This is a genomic window from Streptomyces sp. NRRL S-350 (assembly GCF_000719705.1).
Lineage (GTDB): Bacteria > Actinomycetota > Actinomycetes > Streptomycetales > Streptomycetaceae > Kitasatospora.
This window is the reverse complement of sequence record NZ_JOHO01000015.1, coordinates 18,014-37,173: the sequence shown is the minus strand read 5'-3', so window position 1 is coordinate 37,173 and position 19,160 is coordinate 18,014. Positions and strand designations below refer to the sequence as shown.

16 protein-coding genes are annotated in these 19,160 nt (G+C 71.4%); 12 read left to right on the top strand and 4 right to left on the bottom strand.

Annotated features, from left to right (window positions below; genetic code table 11):
- Window positions 1–82 precede the first annotated feature (82 nt).
- On the bottom strand, window positions 83–544 hold the full coding sequence (locus tag IF30_RS0116840; protein ID WP_030238457.1) for a hypothetical protein: 462 nt from the start codon (window positions 542–544) through the stop codon (window positions 83–85).
- Window positions 545–617: 73 nt separating this feature from the next.
- Entirely contained in the window at window positions 618–1,388 is a 771-nt protein-coding gene (locus IF30_RS0116835; RefSeq protein ID WP_030238454.1) for a pyrimidine reductase family protein, read from the bottom strand.
- Window positions 1,389–1,646: 258 nt separating this feature from the next.
- Here IF30_RS0116835 and zapE point away from each other — a divergent pair, with 258 nt between their 5' ends.
- The 5 genes from zapE (at window position 1,647) to IF30_RS0116810 (ending at window position 7,259) form a co-directional block, all read left to right on the top strand.
- Complete coding sequence (zapE, locus tag IF30_RS0116830; protein WP_051710462.1) at window positions 1,647–2,693, top strand: cell division protein ZapE; 1,047 nt, start codon at window positions 1,647–1,649, stop codon at window positions 2,691–2,693.
- A gap of 105 nt (window positions 2,694–2,798) precedes the next feature.
- Entirely contained in the window at window positions 2,799–2,984 is a 186-nt protein-coding gene (locus tag IF30_RS0116825) for a hypothetical protein (RefSeq protein WP_030238449.1), read from the top strand.
- A gap of 44 nt (window positions 2,985–3,028) precedes the next feature.
- A complete protein-coding gene (gene uvrB / locus IF30_RS0116820) occupies window positions 3,029–5,119 on the top strand; it encodes an excinuclease ABC subunit UvrB (RefSeq protein WP_030238446.1) in 2,091 nt (696 codons plus the stop codon).
- A 263-nt stretch (window positions 5,120–5,382) separates the two neighbouring features.
- Window positions 5,383–5,961, top strand: a complete 579-nt coding sequence (locus tag IF30_RS0116815) for a TerD family protein (protein ID WP_030238443.1) — start codon at window positions 5,383–5,385, stop codon at window positions 5,959–5,961.
- Window positions 5,962–6,269: 308 nt separating this feature from the next.
- Window positions 6,270–7,259: a TerC family protein gene (locus IF30_RS0116810; protein ID WP_030238440.1), complete on the top strand. Its 990-nt coding sequence runs from the start codon at window positions 6,270–6,272 to the stop codon at window positions 7,257–7,259.
- An 89-nt stretch (window positions 7,260–7,348) separates the two neighbouring features.
- Here IF30_RS0116810 and IF30_RS0116805 read toward each other — a convergent pair whose 3' ends face one another.
- Window positions 7,349–8,002 carry an MBL fold metallo-hydrolase gene (locus tag IF30_RS0116805; RefSeq protein ID WP_030238438.1) on the bottom strand — a complete coding sequence of 218 codons (654 nt, stop codon included), beginning with the start codon at window positions 8,000–8,002 and terminating at the stop codon, window positions 7,349–7,351.
- Window positions 8,003–8,047: 45 nt separating this feature from the next.
- On the bottom strand, window positions 8,048–8,782 hold the full coding sequence (locus IF30_RS0116800; protein WP_030238436.1) for a maleylpyruvate isomerase family mycothiol-dependent enzyme: 735 nt from the start codon (window positions 8,780–8,782) through the stop codon (window positions 8,048–8,050).
- Window positions 8,783–9,059: 277 nt separating this feature from the next.
- Here IF30_RS0116800 and uvrA point away from each other — a divergent pair, with 277 nt between their 5' ends.
- The 7 genes from uvrA (at window position 9,060) to gap (ending at window position 19,144) form a co-directional block, all read left to right on the top strand.
- Entirely contained in the window at window positions 9,060–11,972 is a 2,913-nt protein-coding gene (gene uvrA / locus IF30_RS0116795) for an excinuclease ABC subunit UvrA (RefSeq protein ID WP_030238434.1), read from the top strand.
- Window positions 11,973–12,080: 108 nt separating this feature from the next.
- Window positions 12,081–12,527, top strand: a complete 447-nt coding sequence (locus IF30_RS0116790; RefSeq protein ID WP_030238432.1) for a Rieske (2Fe-2S) protein — start codon at window positions 12,081–12,083, stop codon at window positions 12,525–12,527.
- A gap of 66 nt (window positions 12,528–12,593) precedes the next feature.
- Window positions 12,594–14,699 (top strand): excinuclease ABC subunit UvrC, encoded by a 2,106-nt coding sequence (gene uvrC / locus IF30_RS0116785; protein WP_030238430.1) that lies wholly within the window; start codon window positions 12,594–12,596, stop codon window positions 14,697–14,699.
- Between the two features lie 118 nt (window positions 14,700–14,817).
- The gene (gene rapZ / locus IF30_RS0116780) at window positions 14,818–15,702 is read left to right on the top strand and encodes an RNase adapter RapZ (RefSeq protein WP_234322721.1); all 885 of its coding nucleotides are present in this window, start codon (window positions 14,818–14,820) and stop codon (window positions 15,700–15,702) included.
- A 65-nt stretch (window positions 15,703–15,767) separates the two neighbouring features.
- A complete protein-coding gene (locus IF30_RS0116775; protein WP_030238426.1) occupies window positions 15,768–16,865 on the top strand; it encodes a gluconeogenesis factor YvcK family protein in 1,098 nt (365 codons plus the stop codon).
- A complete protein-coding gene (gene whiA, locus IF30_RS0116770; RefSeq protein ID WP_030238424.1) occupies window positions 16,856–17,836 on the top strand; it encodes a DNA-binding protein WhiA in 981 nt (326 codons plus the stop codon). Before IF30_RS0116775 ends, whiA begins: the two co-directional genes overlap by 10 nt.
- Before the next feature lie 300 nt (window positions 17,837–18,136).
- Window positions 18,137–19,144, top strand: coding sequence for a type I glyceraldehyde-3-phosphate dehydrogenase (gap, locus tag IF30_RS0116765; protein ID WP_030238422.1), 1,008 nt, complete (start codon window positions 18,137–18,139; stop codon window positions 19,142–19,144).
- Window positions 19,145–19,160 lie beyond the last annotated feature (16 nt).

The following is a 19,160-nucleotide window of genomic DNA, read 5'->3' as shown; positions in this document are numbered from 1 at the left end:
GACGCGCGGGTCGCGTGTCGGCGGGGGGAACCGTCCTCGCGGGCGGACCGCAAGGACGATTCTGCACCACGGGCGCGCGGAGCTAGGAGTCGCTGGCGAACAGCCGCAGCACCGGGACCCCGACCTTGTGCCGGGCCTGGGAGGCCCAGTCGCGGTGGAAGAACTCCTCCACGAAGTGCGGTGAGGTGAGCACCACCACTTCGTCGGCCCGGTGTTCCTCCACTGCCGCGCGCAGGCGTTCCAGCGGCTTCTCCTCGACCAGCTCGCCCACCGCCTCGGCCCCGGCCGCGCGCAGGTGCCGCAGGGTGTGCTCCAGCGACTCGGTGGCCACGGTCGGCCCGGTCTCGGACTCGTCGTGCTCGTGCACCACCTTGTCGAGGTGGCCGAGGGCGACGTCGTCCAGCGCCCGCAGCAGTTCGTCCTGCTTGCCGCGCGGCTGCATCAGGACGACGAAGGAGACCTCCTCGTCGCCGTGGAGCGTGGTGACGAGCTCCACGTCCGCGTCGGAGAGAGCCTTTTCGATCATCAGTACCGTCTTGAACACGTGAGTCCCTTCCAGTGGCCGGCCCCCGGGCCCCGGCATCGCATAACGGGATCACGACCGGGGGGTCACGGGGTCATTCCGAACCCAGGCGACGCAGGTAGCGGGTGAAGAGGAATCCTTTCTGCTCGATCAATGAGACCAGCCGCATCCGCTGCACGTCAGGCATTTGCGCATCGCGGAGGATGCGCGGCGCGTCGCCGCCGCTGAGCAGCGGGGCCAGCGACAGGCACAGCTCGTCCAGCAGGTCCGCGGCCGCGAGCTGCCCCAGCAGGCGCGGGCCGCCCTCGGTCAGCAGCCGCGTCCAGCCCCGCCCGGCCAGCGCCGCCACGGCCGCCCGAAGGTCCACCGCGCCGGTGCCGGCCGTCACCACGTCGGCCACCTCGGCGACCTCGCGGCGGCGCTCCTCCGACGCGTCCTCGGTGGTGATCACCACCGTCCTGACCAGCGGTTCCGTGAACAGCGGCGCGGTCAGGTCCAGCTGCAGCGAGCGGGTCACGATCGCGATCGCGGGGGCCGGCGCCTGGCCCGCCGCCGCCCGGGCCGCGGCGAACTCCTTACGGGCCCGGGCCGGCCGGTAGCCCTCCGCGCGGACCGTCTCCGCGCCCACCAGCACCACGTCCGCCAGCGCGCGCAGCACCCCGAAGATCCGCTTGTCGCCGTCGCTGGAGAGCCCTTCGGACAGCCCGTCGAGCCGCGCCGCCCCGTCCAGGCCGGCCACCATGTTGGCGCGCAGCCAGGGGCGGCCCTGATTCACCTGTTCGGGGTAGGCGTACACGGCGGCGAGCGACTCCAGTGCGGCCGGATCGGCGACCGGCTCACCCAGCGGGCTGATCAACTGTTGCATGCCCTCAGTCTTCCACCGCGGGCCCTCGGGATGCGGCCCGGAGGCGGGCGGGAGGCGGGAGGGGTGCGGGCGGGAGGCCGTCCAGAGGTGGCCCGGAGCCCGCTCGGAGGCGGTGCGGAGCCGGTCCGGAGGCGGGTCCGGAGCCTCTGCGAAGCCGGGCCGGAGGCGGTGCGGAGCCGGTTCGGGGCGGGCCTCGGGGCAGGCGTACCCTCTACTGATGTGCCCGCAGCCTCCCGCCCCGACACCGCGACCGAGTCCATAGCCGCCGCGAGCGCGGCCGGCTCGCCGATCGCGCTCACCGACCGCCGCCCCGTCGTCCCCGCCGAGCGGCTGGTCGCCGAGATGGTCCCGCCGCCCCGGTTCGCCGGCGTGAGCTTCGGGTCGTACATCCCGGACCCGAACCAGCCCAGCCAGTACGAGGCCGTCCAGGTCCTGGAGGAGTTCGCGGCCACCCTCGCGGGAGGAAACGGTTCCGCACCCAAGCGCAGCTGGTTCCGCCGCTCCGCCCCCGTGCCCGCCGGCCCGGCCGGGGTCTACCTCGACGGCGGCTACGGCGTCGGCAAGACCCACCTGCTCGCCTCGCTCTGGCACGCCGCGCCGGGCCCCAAGGCCTTCGGCACCTTCGTCGAGCTGACGAACCTGGTCGGCGCGCTCGGCTTCCAGCAGGCCGTCCGGACCCTCTCCGGGCACAGGCTGCTCTGCATCGACGAGTTCGAACTGGACGACCCGGGCGACACCGTTCTGGTCTCCACCCTGCTCGGCCGCCTGGTCGAGGCCGGCGTCAAACTGTGCGCCACCTCCAACACGCTCCCCGAGAAGCTCGGCGAGGGCCGCTTCGCCGCCGCCGACTTCCTCCGCGAGATCCAGGGCCTGTCCGCGCACTTCCGCCCGCTGCGGATCGACGGCCAGGACTACCGCCACCGCGGCCTGCCCGACGCCCCGCCGCCCTACTCCGACGAGGCCGTCGAGGCCGCCGCCGCGCGCACCCCCGGCGCCTCCCTGGACGACTTCGACGCCCTGCTCGGCCACCTCTCCGCCGTCCACCCCAGCCGCTACGGCGCCTTGCTGGACGACGTCACCGCGGTCTGCCTGCGCGGCGTGCACCAGGTCGACGACCAGTCCACCGCGCTGCGCCTGGTCGTCCTGGCCGACCGCATGTACGACCGCGAACTCCCCATCACCGCCTCCGGGATCCCCTTCGACCGGGTCTTCCCCGAGGACATGCTCCGCGGCGGCTACCGCAAGAAGTACCTGCGCGCCGTCTCCCGCCTGGTCGCCCTCGCCCGGGACAGCGCCAAGGCCTGAGCCCGGGACCTCACGCCCTCCCGGTCGCTGCCGCCACCGCCGAGCGGGAGGGGACGGGCCTGGCCGGACCGGGCTGGCCGATCGAGACCGAACCCGAGGTGGCGAGTGGCTGCAGTCGGCTGCGGCACTGCCGGCTCGCCGAACACCGAGGAGACCGTCGAGCGGATCGAGGAGAGCGGCGTGGATCCGACACGGCCGCTGATCGAGATGCTCGCGGCCGCCTTCGACTCCACCGTCCGGATCGACCCCACCCACGAGCCCGCCATGCGGTTCGAGGCGCACGCGGCCTGAGAAACCGGCCGCACATTGTCACTGGCGGGTCGTACGGTGGAGGCGTGCGTCCCATCACGAGTATTGAGCGGTCCGTGGCGCCCTTCGAGGTCGTCAGTCCCTTCCAGCCCAACGGTGACCAGCCGGCGGCGATCGCCGAGCTCGAACGGCGGATCAGGGGAGGGGAGAAGGACGTCGTGCTGCTCGGTGCCACCGGCACCGGCAAGTCGGCCACCACGGCCTGGATGATCGAGAAGCTGCAGCGGCCCACCCTGGTGATGGCGCCGAACAAGACGCTGGCCGCGCAGCTGGCGAACGAGTTCCGCGAGCTGTTGCCCAACAACGCGGTCGAGTACTTCGTCTCGTACTACGACTACTACCAGCCGGAGGCGTACGTCCCGCAGACGGACACCTACATCGAGAAGGACTCCTCGATCAACGAGGAGGTCGAGCGGTTGCGGCACTCGGCCACCAACTCGCTGCTCACCCGCCGGGACGTGATCGTGGTCGCGTCCGTCTCCTGCATCTACGGCCTCGGCACCCCGCAGGAGTACGTGGACCGGATGGTGCAGCTCAGGATCGGCCAGGAGGTCGACCGGGACGAGCTGCTGCGCCGCTTCGTGGACATCCAGTACGCCCGCAACGACGTCGCCTTCACCCGCGGCACCTTCCGGGTGCGCGGCGACACCATCGAGATCTTCCCGGTCTACGAGGAACTCGCCGTCCGGATCGAGATGTTCGGCGACGAGATCGAGGCGCTGTACACCCTGCACCCGCTCACCGGCGAGATCATCAGCCGGGACGACTCGGTCTACGTCTTCCCCGCCTCGCACTACGTGGCCGGCCCGGAGCGCATGGAGCGGGCGGTCACCGGCATCGAGAAGGAGCTGGAGGGGACGCTCGCGCGGCTGGAGAAGCAGGGCAAGCTGCTGGAGGCCCAGCGGCTGCGGATGCGCACCACCTACGACATCGAGATGCTGCGCCAGATCGGCACCTGCTCGGGCGTCGAGAACTACTCGATGCACTTCGACGGCCGCGAGCCCGGCTCCCCGCCGAACACCCTGCTCGACTACTTCCCGGAGGACTTCCTCCTGGTCATCGACGAGTCGCACGTCACCGTCCCGCAGATCGGCGCGATGTACGAGGGCGACGCCTCGCGCAAGCGCACGCTGGTCGAGCACGGCTTCCGGCTGCCGTCGGCGATGGACAACCGCCCGCTGAAGTGGGAGGAGTTCCTGGAGCGGATCGGTCAGACGGTGTACCTGTCGGCGACGCCCGGCCCGTACGAGCTGTCGCGCGGCGACGGCCAGGTCGAGCAGATTATCCGCCCGACCGGCCTGATCGACCCCGAGGTGATCGTCAAGCCGACCGAGGGCCAGATCGACGACCTGGTGCACGAGGTCCGCCAGCGGGTGGAGCGGGACGAGCGGGTCCTGGTCACCACGCTGACCAAGAAGATGGCCGAAGACCTCACCGACTACATGCTCGGGCTGGACATCCGGGTCCGGTACCTGCACAGCGACGTGGACACCCTGCGCCGGGTGGAGCTGCTGCGCGAGCTGCGGGCCGGCCGGTACGACGTGCTGGTCGGCATCAACCTGCTGCGCGAGGGCCTGGACCTGCCCGAGGTGTCGCTGGTGGCGATCCTGGACGCGGACAAGGAGGGCTTCCTGCGCTCCGGCACCTCGCTGATCCAGACGATCGGCCGTGCGGCCCGCAATGTCTCCGGCCAGGTCCACATGTACGCGGACCGGATCACGCCCTCGATGGAGAAGGCCATCGACGAGACCAACCGCCGCCGGGCCGTGCAGCAGGCCTACAACAAGAAGCACGGGATCGACCCGCAGCCGCTGCGGAAGAAGATCGGCGACATCCTGGACACCCTCGCCCGCGAGGACGTGGACACCGACGAGCTGCTCTCCACCGGCTACCGGGGCTCGGGCAAGGGCAAGGCCCCGGTGCCCGCGCTGGGGGCGGACCGCAAGCCCGCCAAGTCGCTGCCGGCCGCCGAGCTGGCGGACCTCATCCAGGAGATGACCGACCGGATGCACACGGCCGCGGCCGACCTCCAGTTCGAGGTCGCGGCCCGGCTGCGCGACGAGGTCAAGGAGCTGAAGAAGGAGCTGCGGCAGATGCGCGAGGCGGGTGTGGCCTGATCCCCGGCGTGATCGCGGCGCCGGGGCGCCGCCGGGCTTGGCCGGAATGGCACCGGTCAAGCCCGGCGGTGTCTCATCCTTGCCACAAACGGGGAAACCCTGGGGAGACGGGGGTGCCGCAGGGCCTAGGCTGGCCTGCGGCATCGTGTTCGCGGGACGGGCGCGGGCCGTAGCAGAGGGGGCCTCAGCCGGGGGACGGCGACGGGGTGTTCCACCGGGGGCCGGGCGGCAGCGACCGTGTGGCCGGCAGAGAGGACAACGTCGTGTCGGTGAACCTTGCCAAGGGGCAGCGGGTCAGCCTCCAGAAGGGGCCGGGCGGCAGCCTGACCGTGGTCCGGATGGGCCTCGGCTGGCAGGCCGCTCCCAAGCGGGGCCTGTTCGGCAGCCGCACCAGGACGATCGACCTGGACGCCTCGGCACTGCTGTACGCCGAGAGGACCCCGTCGGACGTGGTGTTCTTCCAGCACCTGGAGAGCGACGACGGCTCCGTCCGACACACCGGGGACAACCTGGAGGGCGGCTCGGGGGCCGACGACGACGAGGCGATCCTGGTCGACCTGATGCACGTGCCGGCGCACATCACCCAGGTGGTCTTCACGGTGAGCTCGTACACCGGGCAGACCTTCGCCGAGGTGCAGCGGGCGCACTGCCGGCTGGTGGACGAGACCACCGGGCAGGAGCTGGCCCGCTACGAGCTGGCGGGCGGCGGGCCGCACACCGGGCAGATCATGGCCAAGGTGGTCCGGGACGGCGACGGCGGCTGGGAGATGCAGGCGATCGGCGCCCCCGCGAAGGGGCGGACCTTCCAGGACATGCTCCCCGCGATCGATCCGTACCTCTGACCCCCGCCCCGGGGTCCGCGAACTCCAGACTCCCTGACCTCCTGACCTCCTGACCTCCTGACCTCCTGACCTCCTGGGCCTGCGGGGCCTGCGGGGCCGGTGGGCCCCCAACCCTTGACGTTCTTTACCTTCTTTACCTTTCCTTGCCTTCCCTGTTACTCTGGATGGCAGTGGAGGGGAGTATTCCTCGACAGCCGACCCCGTCATCACGGGTGCCCGTCATGGCACCCCGGGGCGCTGGCCCGACGGGCGGAAGAGACCTCCGGCAGTGACGATGACTGTCTCGCCTACCTGCCGGAGGAGCAGTAGTGGACGTTTCCGTAACCATGTGGGTCACCACGATCGGTGTGCTGATCGCACTCGTCGTGGCCGACTTCTTCATCGGGGGCCGCAAGCCGCACGAGGTCTCGATCAAGGAGGCCGGGATCTGGACGGCCGTCTGGGTCGCGCTGGCGGTGCTCTTCGGCGGGTTCCTCTGGTGGCACTCCGGCGGGCGGCCGGCTGGCGAGTTCTTCGCCGGCTACATCACCGAGAAGTCGCTCAGCGTCGACAACCTCTTCGTGTTCATCCTGATCATGGGCAAGTTCGCGGTGCCCAGGATCTACCAGCAGCGCGTGCTGATGTTCGGGGTGGTCATCGCGCTGGTGCTCCGGGCGGTGTTCATCGCCGGCGGCGCGGCACTGGTCGCCCAGTTCTCCTGGGTGTTCTTCATCTTCGGTGCCTTCCTGATCTGGACGGCCTGGAAGCTGGTCAAGGAGGCCCGGGCCGGCGAGGAGGAGGACGAGTTCGAGGAGAACCGCCTGCTCAAGTCCATCGAGCAGCGCTTCCCGTCGACCGACAAGTACCACGGCACGAAGCTCTTCGTCCGGGAGAACGGCCGCCGGCTGATGACCCCGATGCTGATCGTCATGCTGGCGATCGGCACCACGGACGTGCTGTTCGCCCTGGACTCGATCCCGGCCATCTTCGGCCTCACCCAGGACCCGTACGTCGTCTTCACCGCCAACGCCTTCGCGCTGATGGGCTTGCGCCAGCTGTACTTCCTGATCGGCGGCCTGCTGAAGAAGCTGGTCCACCTGAGCTACGGCCTGTCGGTGATCCTCGGCTTCATCGGCGTGAAGCTGGTCCTGCACGCCGCCCACGAGGCCGGTGCGCACGTCCCGGAGATCGGCATCCCGGTCTCCCTCGGCGTCATCGTGGCCGTCCTCGCCGTGACGACGGTGACCAGCCTGATGGCCTCCAAGAAGGCGGAGAGGGCCGAGCGGGCGGTGGAGCAGCCCGAGAAGCTCGACGCCTGAGGAGCCTGAGGCGCCCCGGGAGAAGCCCGAGGCCCCCACGACCGCATCCGGTCGTGGGGGCCTCGGCCGTTCGCGGGCGGGAGGCCAGGTCACCAGCCGCGCTCGCGCCACTCCTCCAGGTGGGGGCGCTCGGCGCCGAGGGTGGTGTCGTTGCCGTGGCCGGGGTAGACCCAGGCCTCGTCGGGGAGAACGTCGAAGATCTTCTCGTTGACGTCCCGGAAGAGCGTCTTGAAGGCCTCCGGGTCTCCCCAGGTGTTGCCGACGCCGCCCGGGAAGAGGCAGTCGCCGGTGAAGACGTGCGGGTGGCCCTGCGGGTCGTCGTAGATGAGCACGATGGCGCCGGGCGTGTGGCCGACGAGGTGGCGGGCGGTGAGTTCGACCTCGCCCACCCGCAGCTTGTCGCCGTCGGCGAGCAGCAGCTCGGTGGGCACCTCGATGCCTTCGGCGTCGTGTTCGCCCGCGGCGGTGCGGGCGCCGGTGGTGGCGACCACCTCGGCCAGTGCGCCCCAGTGGTCGGGGTGCCGGTGGGTGGTGACCACGGTGGCGAGTTCGTCTCCGACGGTCTCCAGCAGGACCGGTGCGTCGGCGGCCGCGTCGATCAGCAGCTGCTCGTCGGTGGCCCGGCAGCGCAGCAGGTACGCGTTGTTGTTGTACGGGCCGACGGCCACCTTGGTGATCATCAGGTGGGCCAGTTCCCGCATGTCCGGCGGCCCGCCGACCTTGACCGCTCCGTGGTACGTCATTCGTCCGCTCCTCGTCGTGTTGCTCCTGGGGTCATCCTTGCGCCGTCAGCCCATCGGGGGAAGCGGGGGGAGCGCGGTGTCGGGGGTGCGGCGCAGGTTCGCGCCGTCGGAGCGGCCCGACAGCCAGGCGGTGAGCGCCCGGACCGGGCCCCGGACGGTCAGCGCGGCCTCGCCGGTGCCGATCACGGCGCGGTCCTCGGTGTCGTCCGCGATCAGCTCGACGGCGGAGAGGCCGGCGTCGGACAGCCCGTCGGCGAGCTTGTGGAACTGGGCCACCGCGAAGGACTCCGGCCACTGGGCCGGGGTGTGGCCGGCGTCCAGGTCGACGTGGTGGTACTCCAGCTCGAGCAGGCGCTTGTGCGGGATGTCGGAGGCGGGGAAGAGGTAGCCAAAACGGTGCTTGACGGTCGCGGCCCAGGCCTCGGGGGTCATCAGGGCGGCGGCTTCGGCGAAGCGGGCGTGCGAGGCGCGCAGGTCGGCGAGGTGGACGTCGAGCGGGCGGGGCGCGTCGCGCTCGATGTCCCGGTCGCGGGCCTCGCCGCTCGCGTACTGCGGGATGTCGGTGCCGGTGCGGGCGCCGTCGAGGAGGTTGACCAGGGAGTCGGCGTTGCGGGCGAGGTGGGCCAGCACGTGGCCGCGGGTCCAGCCGGGGAGGGCGGAGGGTTCGGTGACGGCCTCGGGCTTCAGCTCGGAGGCGGTCTGCAACAGTCGCTGGGTGCTCTCCTCGACCTGGTCGAGCCAGGAGGCGGCGGAGGCGGCGGCGGACTGCGGGTCGGTCATCGAATCTGCCTTCTGTGAGACGACGCGTTGCCCGCGGGGGGCTTCGCTCGTTGACCAGTCGACGCTATCGCCGACTTCGGGCGCTGAGCAGGGGTTTTCGGGATAAGCGGACGGTGCGGGTGCGGACGGTCCGGGCTTCGACATCACTCGTTCGGGTGGTCCCGGCTGGACAGAGTCGAGATTCGAACGTCTGAGCTATAGGCTGGCTGCCGCATCCTGGAAGAAGTACCGAATCTCACCGCAAGCCCTCTCGCCCCGGAGAAAGGCGCCAGAAGCAGTGGCCGACCGCCTCATCGTCCGCGGTGCTCGCGAGCACAACCTCAAGAACGTCTCGCTCGACCTGCCCCGCGACTCCCTCATCGTCTTCACGGGCCTCTCCGGCTCCGGCAAGTCCTCGCTCGCCTTCGACACGATCTTCGCCGAGGGCCAGCGCCGCTACGTCGAGTCGCTGTCGTCCTACGCCCGGCAGTTCCTCGGGCAGATGGACAAGCCCGACGTGGACTTCATCGAAGGCCTCTCCCCGGCCGTCTCGATCGACCAGAAGTCCACCAACCGCAACCCTCGTTCGACCGTCGGCACCATCACCGAGGTCTACGACTACCTGCGCCTGCTGTTCGCCCGGATCGGCAAGCCCCACTGTCCGCACTGCGGCCGCCCGATCGCCAAGCAGTCGCCGCAGGCGATCGTGGACAAGGTGCTGGAGCTCGCCGAGGGCACCCGTTTCCAGGTGCTCAGCCCGGTGGTGCGCGAGCGCAAGGGCGAGTTCGTCGACCTCTTCGCCGACCTCCAGTCCAAGGGCTACTCCCGCGCCCGGGTGGACGGCGAGACGGTCCAGCTCGCCGAGCCGCCGAAGCTCAAGAAGCAGGAGAAGCACACCGTCGAGGTGGTCGTCGACCGCCTGACCGTCAAGGAGAGCGCCAAGCGGCGGCTCACCGATTCGGTGGAGACGGCCCTGAGGCTGTCCGGCGGCATGGTCGTGCTCGACTTCGTCGACCTCCCCGAGGACGACCCGGAGCGCGAGCGGATGTACTCCGAGCACCTCTACTGCCCGTACGACGACGTGTCGTTCGAGGAGCTGGAGCCGCGCTCGTTCTCCTTCAACTCGCCGTTCGGCGCCTGCCCGGACTGCTCGGGCCTGGGCAACCGGATGGAGGTCGACCCGGAGCTGGTCGTACCGGACCCGGAGCGCTCGCTGGACGAGGGCGCGATCCACCCGTGGTCGGCCGGGCACGCCAAGGAGTACTTCCAGCGCCTGATCGACGCGCTCGCCGAGGAGCTCGGCTTCCGCACCGACATCCCCTGGGCCGGGCTGCCCGCCCGGGCCAAGAAGGCGCTGCTGTACGGGCACAAGCACCAGGTGCAGGTCCGCTACCGCAACCGCTTCGGCCGCGAGCGCTCGTACAGCACCGGCTTCGAGGGCGCCGTCCCGTTCATCCAGCGCCGGCACACCGAGGCGGAGAGCGACAGCAGCCGCGAGCGCTTCGAGGGCTACATGCGCGAGGTGCCCTGCCCGACGTGTCAGGGCACCCGGCTCAAGCCGGTGGTGCTCGCGGTCACCGTCGAGGACAGGTCGATCGCCGACGTCTCCTCGATGTCGATCAGCGACTGCGCCGAGTTCCTCGGTGCGATGAAGCTCAACGCCCGGGACAAGCAGATCGCCGAGCGCGTCCTCAAGGAGGTCAACGAGCGGCTGCGCTTCCTGGTCGACGTCGGCCTGGACTACCTCTCGCTCGACCGCGCGGCCGGCACCCTGTCCGGCGGCGAGGCCCAGCGCATCCGGCTGGCCACCCAGATCGGCTCCGGCCTGGTCGGCGTGCTGTACGTGCTGGACGAGCCGTCCATCGGCCTGCACCAGCGGGACAACCACCGGCTGATCGAGACGCTGGTGCGGCTGCGCGACATCGGCAACACGCTGATCGTGGTCGAGCACGACGAGGACACCATCAAGACGGCGGACTGGGTGGTGGACATCGGCCCGGGCGCCGGCGAGCACGGCGGCAAGGTGGTGCACTCCGGTTCGCTGAAGCAGCTGTTGACCAACAAGGAGTCGCTGACCGGCCAGTACCTCTCCGGCAAGCGGTCCATCCCGATCCCGGCTGGCCGCCGCGAGCGGGACAAGAAGCGCCAGCTGACGGTCCACGGCGCCCGCGAGCACAACCTCAAGGACGTCACGGTCGGCTTCCCGCTCGGCACCTTCACGGCGATCACCGGCGTGTCCGGCTCCGGCAAGTCGACGCTGGTCAACGACATCCTCTACACCCACCTCGCCCGGGAGCTGAACGGCGCCCGCAGCGTGCCCGGCCGGCACACCCGGATCACCGGCACGGACCTGGTGGACAAGGTGGTGCACGTCGACCAGTCGCCGATCGGGCGCACCCCGCGCTCCAACCCGGCCACCTACACCGGGGTGTTCGACCACGTCCGCCGGCTCTTCGCGGAGACGCAGGAGGCCAAGGTCCGCGGCTACCTGCCCGGCCGGTTCTCCTTCAACGTCAAGGGCGGCCGCTGCGAGAACTGCTCGGGCGACGGCACCATCAAGATCGAGATGAACTTCCTGCCGGACGTCTACGTGCCGTGCGAGGTGTGCCACGGCGCCCGGTACAACCGGGAGACGCTGGAGGTGCACTACAAGGGCAAGTCCATCGCCGAGGTGCTGGACATGCCGATCGAGGAGGCCCTGGCGTTCTTCGAGGCCGTCCCGGCGATCGCCCGGCACCTCAGGACGCTCAACGACGTCGGCCTCGGCTACGTCCGGCTCGGCCAGTCCGCGCCGACGCTCTCCGGCGGCGAGGCGCAGCGCGTCAAGCTCGCCTCGGAGCTGCAGAAGCGCTCCACCGGGCGGACGGTCTACGTGCTGGACGAGCCCACCACCGGTCTCCACTTCGAAGACATCAGCAAGCTGATCAAGGTGCTCAGCGGGCTGGTCGAGAAGGGCAACACGGTGATCGTCATCGAGCACAACCTCGACGTGATCAAGACCGCCGACTGGGTTGTCGACATGGGCCCCGAGGGCGGCTCCGGCGGCGGCACGGTGGTCGCCGAGGGCACCCCGGAGCAGATCGCGGCCGTGCCGGAGAGCCACACCGGCAAGTTCCTCCGGGACATCCTGCCGGGCGGGTTCGCGGACGCCCCGGTCGCCGCCCCGGCCAAGAAGGCGCCGCGCAAGCGCGCCGCCGCGGCCAAGAAGTAGGTGCCGTCCACCCCGCCGCTCCCGGGCCCGCCGAACCCCGGGAGCGGCGGGGTGCGCGCGGCATAGAATTCCGTGGTCCCTCGCAGCAGCAACCGTAGGAGCGCACCGATGTCCGAGGCCCCCGAGACGAGCCCCACCGCCTCCCGCCGCACCCTGCTCTGCGGGGCCGCGGCCGTGCTGGCGGCCGGCGGCACCGTGGCGGTCGCCGGCTGCGGCTCGTCGTCGTCCTCCTCCTCCGGCGCGAGCAGCGCCCCCAAGGGCCCGGTGGACCTCGGTCCGGCCTCGGCCGTGCCGGAGGGCGGCGGCAAGGTCTTCCGCGAGCAGAAGATCGTCGTCACCCAGCCGACCGCCGGGCAGTACAAGGCGTTCAGCGCCAAGTGCACCCACGCCGGCTGCATCGTGGACCAGGTGAAGAACCAGCAGATCCAGTGCCCCTGCCACGGCAGCCGCTTCGGCGTCGCCGACGGCGCCGTGCAGGACGGCCCGGCCCCCTCCCCGCTGCCCGCCTACACCGTCACGGTCGAGGGCGGGAACCTCAAGGTGACCCCGAGCTGAAGCAGTTGAGCACCACCGAGTCGATCTCCCCTCCGCACCCCCGCTCCCTGTCGGTACGGTGGACCCATGGCTGACCCGAGCACCTACCGCCCGGCGCCCGGGTCGATCCCGGTCTCCCCGGGCGTCTACAAGTTCCGCGACGCCCACGGCCGGGTCATCTACGTCGGGAAGGCCAAGAGCCTGCGGCCGCGCCTGTCGTCCTACTTCCAGGACCTGGCCGGCCTGCACCCGCGCACCGCGACCATGGTCACCACCGCCGCCTCGGTGGAGTGGACCGTGGTCGGCACCGAGGTCGAGGCGCTCCAGCTGGAGTACTCCTGGATCAAGGAGTTCGACCCGCGGTTCAACGTCAAGTACCGGGACGACAAGAGCTATCCGGAACTCGCCGTCACCCTCAACGAGGAGTACCCGCGGGTCCAGGTGATGCGCGGGGCACACAAGAAGGGCGTGCGCTACTTCGGCCCGTACGGGCACGCCTGGGCGATCCGCGAGACGGTCGACCTGCTGCTGCGCGTCTTCCCCGTCCGCACCTGTTCCAACGGCGTCTTCAAGCGTGCCCGGCAGGTCGGCCGGCCCTGCCTGCTCGGCTACATCGGCAAGTGCGCCGCACCCTGCGTCGGCAAGGTCTCGGCGGACGAACACCTGGCGCTGGCCGAGGACTTCTGCGACTTCATGGCCGGGCGCACCGGCAACTACCTGCGCCGCCTGGAAGAGCAGATGCAGGAGGCCGCGGCCGAGCTGGAGTACGAGAGGGCGGCCCGGCTGCGGGACGACATCGGCGCCCTCAAGCGCGCGATGGAGAAGAACGCCATCGTGCTCGCCGACGCCACCGACGCCGACCTGCTGGCCGTCGCCGAGGACGAACTCGAAGCCGCCGTGCAGATCTTCCACGTCCGCGGCGGCCGGGTGCGCGGCCAGCGCGGCTGGGTCACCGACAAGGTCGAGGACGTGGACACCGCCGGCCTGGTCGAGCACGCCCTCCAGCAGCTCTACGGCGGCGGCGAGTCCGTCCCGCGCGAGGTGCTCGTCCCCGCCCTGCCCGACCCGGTCGAGCCGGTGCGGGAGTGGCTGGGCGGCCTGCGCGGCAGCCAGGTCGACCTGCGCATCCCGCAGCGCGGCGACAAGAAGGACCTGATGGCCACCGTGCAGCGCAACGCCCAGCAGGCGCTCGCGCTGCACAAGACCAAGCGTGCCTCCGACCTCACCACCCGCAGCCGCGCCCTGCAGGAGATCGCCGACGCGCTGGAGCTGGACTCCGTCCCGCTGCGGATCGAGTGCTACGACATCTCCCACCTGCAGGGCGAGGACGTGGTCGCGTCCATGGTCGTGTTCGAGGACGGCCTGGCCCGCAAGAGCGAGTACCGGCGCTTCCAGATCAGGGGCTTCGCGGGCCAGGACGACGTCCGCTCGATGCACGAGGTGATCAGCCGCCGCTTCCGCCGCTACCTCCAGGAACGCGAGCAGACCGGCGAGTGGGCCGTCCCCGAGGACGACGAGCCCGGCACCGACGAGGCCGGCACCGACGGGCCCGGCACGGCGACGCCCGGCACGGCCGAACCCGAGGCGCCGACGCCCGGCGGCGGAGCCCGGGAGGAGGACGGCCGCCCCAAGCGCTTCGCCTACCCGCCCCAACTGCTCGTGGTCGACGGCGGCCGGCCGCAGGTCGCCGCCGCCAAGCGCGCCCTGGACGAACTCGGCATCGACGACGTCGCGCTGTGCGGCCTGGCCAAGCGCCTGGAGGAGGTCTGGCTGCCCGGCGAGGAGGACCCGGTGGTGCTGCCCCGCTCCAGCGAGGGCCTCTACCTGCTCCAGCGGGTGCGCGACGAAGCCCACCGCTTCGCGATCGGCTACCAGCGCAACAAGCGTTCCAAGCGACTCACCGCCGGGGAACTGGACTCCGTCCCGGGGCTCGGCGAGACTCGCCGCCAGGCGCTGCTCAAGCACTTCGGCTCGCTGAAGAAGCTCAGGGCCGCCACCGTGGACGAGCTCTGCGCGGTACCCGGCATCGGACGCCGCACCGCGGAGACCGTTGCGGCGGCGTTGTCGTCCCGTACACCCGCCGCACCCGCAATCAACACCGCGACCGGCGAGATCATCGAGGACGGGGCCGACCCCGCCGCCGAGCCGGCGGCAGCAGCACCCCGGACCGCACCATCCCAGGAGACGCCATGACGGCCGACGCCGCCCGTCAGCCGGTGTGCCCCGGCCCCGCCCGCCTGCCCGGGCCGGGGAAGGGCGGCCGAGCCGTGCGCGTTCTCCCCAGCAGAAAGACCGAGAGCGGGGAACCGAAGTGACCGTGTCAGACGTGGCCGAGAACGCGCCGGAGCTGGTGATCATCTCCGGCATGTCCGGAGCCGGCCGCTCCACCGCCGCCAAGTGCCTGGAGGACCTCGGCTGGTTCGTGGTGGACAACCTGCCGCCGGCCCTGATCCCGACCATGGTCGACCTGGGCGCCCGCTCCCAGGGCAACGTCGCCCGGATCGGCGTGGTGGTGGACGTCCGGGGCCGCCAGTTCTTCGACGACCTGCTCACCTCGCTCGACGAGTTGGAGAAGCGCGGCGTCCGGCTCCGGGTCGTCTTCCTCGACTCCTCCGACGAGGCGCTGGTGCGCCGCTTCGAGAGCGTGCGCCGCCCGCACCCCCTGCAGGCCGACGGCCGGATCGTGGACGGCATCGCCCAGGAGCGCGACCTGCTGCGCGACCTGCGCGGCGAAGCGGACCTGGTGATCGACACCTCCAACCTCAACGTGCACCAGCTGCGCGCCAAGCTGGACGCCCAGTTCGCCGACCACGACGAGCCCGAGCTGCGCGCCACCGTGATGTCCTTCGGCTTCAAGTACGGCCTGCCGGTCGACGCCGACCTCGTGGTGGACTGCCGCTTCCTGCCCAACCCGCACTGGGTGCCCGAGCTGCGGGCCCGCACCGGCACCGACGTGGACGTCGCCGCGTACGTGTTCCAGCAGCCCGGCGCCAACGAGTTCCTGGACGGTTACGCGGAGCTGCTGCGCATCGTCACCGAGGGGTACCGGCGCGAGGGGAAGCGCTACATGACGCTTGCCGTAGGCTGCACCGGTGGCAAGCACCGTAGCGTCGCCATGTCCGAGCGTCTGACCAAGCGTCTCATCGCCGACGGAGTCGAGACGGTGCTCGTCCACCGTGACATGGGACGGGAGTAGCCCCGCCTTCCCTGCCGGGCCCCGCCGGTGGAGCGGACGGCGGGCCGGAGGAACGCGAGGTGAGTGTGGCGGGATACGTGCCCGGGCGGCAGCCGCAGAGCAGGACCGGTGACCGGGCGGGCAGCCCGGCCCGGCCCACGGCGCCGAGCCGTCCGCGCAGCGGTCCCGCCCGCGCCAACCCGGCGCCCCGGATCACCGCGCTCGGCGGCGGCCAGGGCCTGTCCGCCTCGCTGTCCGCCCTGCGCCGGCTCACCAGTGACCTCACCGCGGTGGTCACCGTCGCCGACGACGGCGGCTCCAGCGGACGGCTGCGCACCGAGCTCGGCGTACTGCCCCCCGGTGACCTGCGCAAGGCGCTGGCCGCGCTGTGCGGGGACGACGACTGGGGCCGCACGTGGTCCGAGGTGATCCAGCAGCGCTTCACCGGCAACGGCGAGCTCGGCGGCCACGCCGTCGGCAACCTGCTGATCGTCGCGCTCTGGGAGAAGCTGGGCGACCCGGTGGCGGCCCTGGACTGGGTCGGCCGGCTGCTCAACGTCCAGGGTCGGGTGCTGCCGATGTCGGCGGTGCCGCTGGACATCGAGGCCACCGTCCGCGGCCACGACCCGCGGCGCCCCGGCGAGGTGTCGGCCGTCCGCGGCCAGGCCCACGTCGCGGTGACCCCCGGCACCGTCCAGTCGATCCGGCTGCTGCCGGACGGGCCGCCGGCCGTCCCGGAGGCGGTCACCGCCGTCCGCGAGGCGGACTGGGTGGTGCTCGGCCCGGGCTCCTGGTTCACCAGCGTGCTGCCGCACCTGCTGGTGCCCGAGCTGGCCAAGGCGCTCACCGAGACCCGCGCCCGCCGCCTGCTCACCCTGAACCTGGCCCCCCAGCCCGGTGAGACCGAGGGCTTCACCCCGCAGCGCCACCTGGAGGTCATCGCCGACCACGCTCCGGAGCTCGCGGTGGATGCGATCCTGGTGGACGAGCGGGCCGTCACCGGCGGCGCCTTCGGCCAGGCGGACCTCGCCGGCCTGGAGAAGGCGGCCGAGCGGATGGGCGCCGCCCTGGTGCTCGGTTCGGTGGCCCGCACCGACGGCACGCCGCGACACGACCCCGAGCTGTTGGCGGCAGCGTACGACCGGATTTTCCGGACACATGGAAGGATCGGGCCATGGCGATGACTCCAGCGGTGAAGGACGAGATCAGCCGGCTCCCGGTCACCCGGGCCTGCTGTCGCAAGGCGGAGGTGTCGGCGATCCTGCGGTTCGCGGGTGGGCTGCACATCGTGAGCGGCCGCATCGTGATCGAGGCGGAGCTGGACACCGGAGCGGCGGCACGGCGGCTGCGCAAGGACCTCCTGGAGATCTTCGGGCACTCCTCCGACCTGGTGGTGATGGCCCCGGGCGGGCTGCGCCGCGGCAGCCGCTTCGTGGTCCGCGTCGTCAAGGACGGCGAACTGCTCGCGCGCCAGACCGGCCTGGTGGACGGCCGCGGGCGCCCGATCCGGGGCCTGCCCCCGGCGGTCGTCTCCGGCGCCACCTGCGACGCCGAGGCGGCCTGGCGCGGGGCCTTCCTGGCGCACGGCTCGCTCACCGAGCCGGGCCGCTCCTCCTCCCTGGAGATCACCTGCCCCGGCTCCGAGGCGGCGCTGGCCCTGGTCGGCGCGGCCCGCCGGCTGGGCATCCCGGCCAAGGCCCGCGAGGTCCGCGGCGTGGACCGGGTGGTCATCCGCGACGGCGACGCGATCGGCGCACTGCTTACCCGCCTGGGCGCCCACGAGTCGGTGCTCGCCTGGGAGGAGCGCCGGATGCGGCGCGAGGTGCGGGCCACCGCCAACCGGCTCGCCAACTTCGACGACGCCAACCTGCGCCGCTCCGCCCGCGCCGCGGTGGCGGCCGGCGCCCGGGTGCAGCGCGCGCTGGAGATCCTCGGGGAGGAGGTGCCCGAGCACCTGGCCGCGGCCGGCCAGCTGCGGATGCAGCACAAGCAGGCCTCGCTGGAGGAGCTGGGCGCGCTCGCCGACCCGCCGCTGACCAAGGACGCGGTGGCCGGGCGGATCCGCCGGCTGCTGGCGATGGCCGACAAGCGCGCCTCCGAGCTCGGCCTGCCGAGCACCGAGGCCAGCCTCACCGACGAGATGGCGATGAACTGACGCTCACGGTCCGTGACCGCAACACGGCCGGTGCCCGGATAACGGGCACCGGCCGTCGGCGTTCCCGGGCCGGTACGGCACTCCCGAATTGGTAGAGACCAATGGCCTGGGGCCGGCCGCGTGCCGGACCAGGGCCGGACGGCCTGAAATCGGGTTTGGGGCACGCCACGCGCGGTCTCACAGAGCGGCGCGATGTGCCGTCCCAGGCCCCGGAGGGGTAGGGTCATAGGCGGTCGGGGACTTCCCAAATCTCACCCCCGTCGGGCTCCGGCCCGGCGTACCTAACGAGGAGATCGGTTCGTGACGATCCGGGTAGGCATCAACGGCTTCGGCCGCATCGGCCGCAACTTCTTCCGGGCGGTCAAGGCCCAGGGCGCGGACATCGAGGTCGTCGGCGTCAACGACCTCACCGACACGAAGACCCTGGCTCACCTGCTCAAGTACGACACCACCCTGGGCACCTTCCCCGGCGAGGTCTCGCACACCGAGGACAGCATCACCGTCGACGGCCACACCTTCAAGGTGACCGCCGAGCGTGACCCGGCCAACCTGCCGTGGGCCGCCCTGGGCGCCGACATCGTCGTCGAGTCCACCGGCATCTTCACCAAGGCCGAGGCTGCGAAGAAGCACCTCGCCGCCGGCGCGAAGAAGGTCATCATCTCGGCGCCCGCCACCGACGAGGACGTCACCATCGTCCTGGGTGTCAACGACGAGAAGTACGACGCCGCCAACCACCACGTCATCTCCAACGCCTCCTGCACCACCAACTGCGTGGCGCCGATGGCCAAGGTGCTGAACGAGAGCTTCGGCATCGTCAAGGGTCTGATGACGACCGTCCACGCGTTCACCAACGACCAGGTGACCCTGGACTTCCCGCACAAGGACCTGCGCCGCGCCCGCGCCGCGTCGCAGAACATCATCCCGACGTCGACCGGCGCCGCCAAGGCGACCGCCCTGGTCCTGCCGGAGCTGAAGGGCAAGCTCGACGGCACCTCGCTGCGCGTCCCGGTCCCGACCGGTTCCATCACGGACCTGGTCGTCACCCTGGAGCGCGAGGTCACCAAGGACGAGGTCAACGCCGCCTTCCAGAAGGCCGCGCAGGAAGGCCCGCTCAAGGGCATCCTGGCCTACACCGAGGACCCGATCGTCTCCTCGGACATCGTCAACGACCCGGCGTCCTGCATCTTCGACAGCCAGCTGACCATGGTCCAGGGCAACCAGGTCAAGGTGCTCGGCTGGTACGACAACGAGTGGGGCTACTCGAACCGCGTCGTCGACCTGGTCACCCTCGTCGGTGGGCAGCTCTGACGCGTGGGAGCTGACG

Coding starts and splice junctions, on each gene's coding strand:
- IF30_RS0116835 (WP_030238454.1), bottom strand. CDS start 1,388: ATGCAACAGTTGATCAGCCCGCTGGGTGAGCCGGTCGCCGATCCGGCC.
- IF30_RS0116805 (WP_030238438.1), bottom strand. CDS start 8,002: ATGACGTACCACGGAGCGGTCAAGGTCGGCGGGCCGCCGGACATGCGG.
- IF30_RS0116800 (WP_030238436.1), bottom strand. CDS start 8,782: ATGACCGACCCGCAGTCCGCCGCCGCCTCCGCCGCCTCCTGGCTCGAC.
- IF30_RS0116790 (WP_030238432.1), top strand. CDS start 12,081: ATGTCCGAGGCCCCCGAGACGAGCCCCACCGCCTCCCGCCGCACCCTG.
- uvrC (WP_030238430.1), top strand. CDS start 12,594: ATGGCTGACCCGAGCACCTACCGCCCGGCGCCCGGGTCGATCCCGGTC.
- whiA (WP_030238424.1), top strand. CDS start 16,856: ATGGCGATGACTCCAGCGGTGAAGGACGAGATCAGCCGGCTCCCGGTC.